Origin of the sequence: Phenylobacterium sp. (assembly GCF_004297125.1) — a bacterium.
Classification (GTDB): Bacteria; Pseudomonadota; Alphaproteobacteria; order Caulobacterales; family Caulobacteraceae; genus Phenylobacterium.
In genome coordinates, this window is sequence record NZ_SCVD01000042.1 from 1 (window position 1) to 3,278 (window position 3,278).

Here is a 3,278-nt window from a genome sequence, read left to right on the forward strand (position 1 = left end):
GCGGCCAGGTCCGACTTGAACGGCGCCGGATCCAGCCGGATCGCCTGATCGCGTACGGGGATGAGCCGCGCGCGCGTCTCGGCGTCGGCCGAGGCGAACAGGGTGACGTCGTGGCCCAGATCGACCAGAGCGTCGGTCAGGTGGGCGACGACCCGCTCGGTGCCGCCATACAGCCTGGGTGGCACGGCTTCGTACAGCGGCGTGACCTGGGCGATCTTCATGGACGGAGCTCCGGCATTTGAGAAGATGCGAGCCAACCCGCAGACAAGCCGGGCGCCGCCACTCGCCGCTTCTCGATCGCACCGACCTCGGCTTGCATGACGGCTTGCGCCGTCCGGGTGAAATCCTTTGCGCTGAGGCCAGGGTTGATCGGCTCCAGGAGCGACACGGTGATGACGCCTGACCGCTCGGGAAGGCCGCCGAGACCCCAGAAGCACCCCGAATCCAGGACAACAGGGAGGGCCGGGACGCCGAGCGCCTTGTAGAGAAACTCCACACCACGCCGGAATTCGATCGGTTCGCCGACCGCCTTGCGGGTGCCCTCCGGAAAGATCAGCACGGGGCGTCCGAGCGCCAGGGCCGCCCGACTTTGCACTGTCATTTCCCGAAGGGAGGCGGCCGCCGATGCCCGATCGATCAGGATCATGGGCGAGTGCCTCAGGTACCAGCCCATCACCGGGATACGCAGGAGTTCGCGCTTGGCCACAATCGCAACATCGGGAAACAGGATGAGGGCCGCCAAGGTTTCCCAGGTCGATTGATGGTTGGAGACAATCAGGCCCGGCACAGGATGATGGGGCCTCTTCGTGGGCGGCATTTTCATGACAGTGCCGCTGATCGGTCCCGTGGTCGTGCTGGGGCATCTCGCCGCCATGCTCCTGGGCGCCGTCGAGGGCGCGCTACTGGTCGGCGGCGTAAGCGCTCTCGCAGGCGCCCTGGCTGGCATCGGCATCCCGAAGGACTCGGTCATCCGCTACCAGGAAGCAGTCAAGGCGGACAAATTCCTGGTCCTGGCCCACGGCGCGCCGGAAGAGATCAAGCGCGTTCAGGTGTTGCTGAAGTCAGCCGCGCCCAGCGACTTGCAGGTTCATCATGGCACCTGCGCCGGCCATGAAGGTCACGCGGCCCAACAGCGGCACCATCACGCGCCGGCCGAGGCGAAGGCCTGAGCTGAGAACGGCGATCCGGCGCGCCAATCCGGCTCCGTCCGCGGCTTGAGATCCGGGACGGAGCCGGATTGGCGCAATTTGCCGGCGACCGCCGTCATCCGCCGAGTGAAGGGCCTCTGATCGCCCGGCCGCTTGAAGCGCCGACGGCCCGCGCCGTCGCCCCGCTGGCATCTCGACGACTTGGTCTGCGGGAAGGTGAGCAGACGCATGCACCCTGTAGCGGGCCGTGGCCAAGGCGAGCTCCTCGACCTCCTTGTCCAGCACCGGCGCCGCACAGAGGCCGCATCGAAGCAGAGCCCGGCCTCTGCACAATCAGCCAATTGAGCCGGAGATGTTCACGACTGACGGCTTGGCGTGATGTGGCGCAGCCCACGCATCAGCCCAGCCTTTCCTGACCACCCACGCGGTGAGGCGGGAGCTGCTCCACGCCGCGCCACCCGGGTTCGACAGGTTGTCTATCCGCAGAACGGTCCCTCCGGGCGACCGGAGATCGGGGCCTTAGTTTCCACCCTCCCGGCCCCCGGCGGCGCGGAGGAGGTCGCCGACCCGACGTCCGTTCATCCTGCAGGAGGCGCTCACGCGGTCGTGGACGATGACCCGGCCGTTCCGGCCCCGAACCGCGACGCAATCGAGCCGGCGGCGGGCGACGAGGCGAGCCAGGCGGTCACGGTCCGCGCGGCCGGTGGCGCTGTGCAGTTCGGGGGCGTCGAAGTCCGAAAGGCGCACCTCGATCCAGGCGGCCGGGTCGACGGCGTCACCCACGCACAGACTGTCGCCGTCGCCGACGTAGCGCACGATCCCCTCAAAGGCTTCCCCGGCGCGAGCGGGCAGCCGGCCCTCGCACGGATCGGCCCGGGCGACGGCCGGCGCCAGCAGGAGTCCGGCGGTGATCAGAAGCCATTTCATCGGCCCAGGGTGGCGCGGCGCCGGGCCGGGGACAAGCCCGACAGGGAGAGAAAGGAAGGCCGGACGGCGGGCGCTCCGTGGTGGAGCGGAGAAGGAGACCGCCATGAGACCGACCCCGACCCCGACCCTGATCCGGGCGCCGGCCCCCGAACCACGCGGGCGCCGTCCCGCGTCGCCGACCCTCGTCCCTGCGGCGCTGGACGATCAGACCTTGCTGGCTCTGATACTGGAGCGGATGGATCCGGAGACGGATTCTGCGCGGCTCGCCGCCGCCTTGCTCGAACAGTTCGGGAGCCTCGGCGGCGTCGCCGGCGCGGCGCCCGGCGATCTGGCCCAGGCGTCCAGCGTGGGGGCCGTCCTCCGGGCCGAGCTGACGCTTCTGCGCGAGTTCGCGGTCCGTCTTGCGCGCGCCGAAGCCAGCCGCCGCCCGGTCATCACGTCCTGGACCGCGCTGGTGGCCTACGGGCGGGTGGCGCAGGAGATGGCGGCTCAGCAGGCCGCCCTCGACCAACTTCAAGGATTGAGCGATGGCCAGGACTAACCGCCAGACCAGCCGGGTGCAGGTCTATCTCAACGACCCCAAGATCGTCTCGGGCCTGAACCGGGAGGCGCGCAGCGGGCGGATGCCCCTGAGCCAAGCGGCGGGACGCGCCATTGCGCGCGGCCTGCTCAAGAGCCCGCAGGCCGATCCCGAGGATCGCCTGCTGCAGCTCGAACGATCGCTGCGCGACCACATGCGATCGACGGCGCGCGACATGCAGATCGTCCAGGAGCTGCTGATCGAGGTGGCGCGGGCGTTCTTCCTGCGCCTGCCGGACGCGGTCGTGGATCAGGATCCGACGGTGCAGGCGGCGGTGGACCGGCGCATCGAGCGGCTGCTCGACGCCACGGCGGCCCGGATCGTCGCTGGCCGGTCCGATCGCGACGCGGCGCCCGGACCGGCGCGGGAGCCCCGCTCGTTCGACGCGCCGAACTGATGGCGACCCACCCCATCGTCGCCGAGCGCAAGCTGGAGGCGCTGCGGCACGCCCTGGGGCCGACGGTCCTCGCCGCTCTGGAGGAGCCGGCTGTGGTGGAGATCCTCGCCAACCCGGACGGTCGTCTGGTGCTCGACCGGAGCGGGGAGGGGCGTCAGGACACGGGCCAGTCCCTCTCGCCCGAGGCGCGCGAGCGCGCCATCAAGCTCATCGCCGACTATGTCGG

6 protein-coding genes and 1 pseudogene are annotated in these 3,278 nt (G+C 70.1%); 4 read left to right on the forward strand and 3 right to left on the reverse strand.

What is annotated here, in order from left to right; translation table 11 throughout:
* Both EPO51_RS27895 and EPO51_RS27900 read right to left on the reverse strand, forming a co-directional pair.
* Window positions 1-221 (reverse strand): glycosyltransferase (locus EPO51_RS27895; protein ID WP_293357541.1); only part of this gene is annotated, 221 nt, incomplete at its 3' end.
* Window positions 218-823, reverse strand: a complete 606-nt coding sequence (locus EPO51_RS27900) for a lysophospholipid acyltransferase family protein (RefSeq protein WP_292026919.1) — start codon at window positions 821-823, stop codon at window positions 218-220. The genes EPO51_RS27900 and EPO51_RS27895, both read right to left, overlap by 4 nt.
* Here EPO51_RS27900 and EPO51_RS27905 point away from each other — a divergent pair.
* On the forward strand, window positions 807-1,169 hold the full coding sequence (locus tag EPO51_RS27905; RefSeq protein WP_292026917.1) for a hypothetical protein: 363 nt from the start codon (window positions 807-809) through the stop codon (window positions 1,167-1,169). The genes EPO51_RS27900 and EPO51_RS27905 overlap by 17 nt on opposite strands.
* Before the next feature lie 498 nt (window positions 1,170-1,667).
* Here the strand turns inward: EPO51_RS27905 and EPO51_RS27910 are convergent, their stop codons facing one another.
* On the reverse strand, window positions 1,668-2,075 hold the full coding sequence (locus EPO51_RS27910; protein ID WP_293357544.1) for a nuclease: 408 nt from the start codon (window positions 2,073-2,075) through the stop codon (window positions 1,668-1,670).
* A 103-nt stretch (window positions 2,076-2,178) separates the two neighbouring features.
* Here EPO51_RS27910 and EPO51_RS27915 point away from each other — a divergent pair, with 103 nt between their 5' ends.
* The 3 genes and pseudogenes from EPO51_RS27915 to EPO51_RS27925 form a co-directional block, all read left to right on the forward strand.
* The gene (locus EPO51_RS27915) at window positions 2,179-2,616 is read left to right on the forward strand and encodes a JAB domain-containing protein (RefSeq protein WP_293357546.1); all 438 of its coding nucleotides are present in this window, start codon (window positions 2,179-2,181) and stop codon (window positions 2,614-2,616) included.
* On the forward strand, window positions 2,603-3,052 hold the full coding sequence (locus tag EPO51_RS27920) for a hypothetical protein (protein WP_293357548.1): 450 nt from the start codon (window positions 2,603-2,605) through the stop codon (window positions 3,050-3,052). The genes EPO51_RS27915 and EPO51_RS27920 overlap by 14 nt, the downstream gene beginning before the upstream one ends.
* A pseudogene (locus tag EPO51_RS27925) lies at window positions 3,052-3,278 on the forward strand (P-type conjugative transfer ATPase TrbB); the annotation flags it as partial. The gene EPO51_RS27920 and the pseudogene EPO51_RS27925, both read left to right, overlap by 1 nt.

Bases quoted from the DNA above. Each gene is read 5' to 3' on its own strand.
- EPO51_RS27900 (WP_292026919.1), bottom strand. From the start codon at position 823: ATGAAAATGCCGCCCACGAAGAGGCCCCATCATCCTGTGCCGGGCCTG.
- EPO51_RS27910 (WP_293357544.1), bottom strand. From the start codon at position 2,075: ATGAAATGGCTTCTGATCACCGCCGGACTCCTGCTGGCGCCGGCCGTC.
- EPO51_RS27915 (WP_293357546.1), top strand. From the start codon at position 2,179: ATGAGACCGACCCCGACCCCGACCCTGATCCGGGCGCCGGCCCCCGAA.
- EPO51_RS27920 (WP_293357548.1), top strand. From the start codon at position 2,603: ATGGCCAGGACTAACCGCCAGACCAGCCGGGTGCAGGTCTATCTCAAC.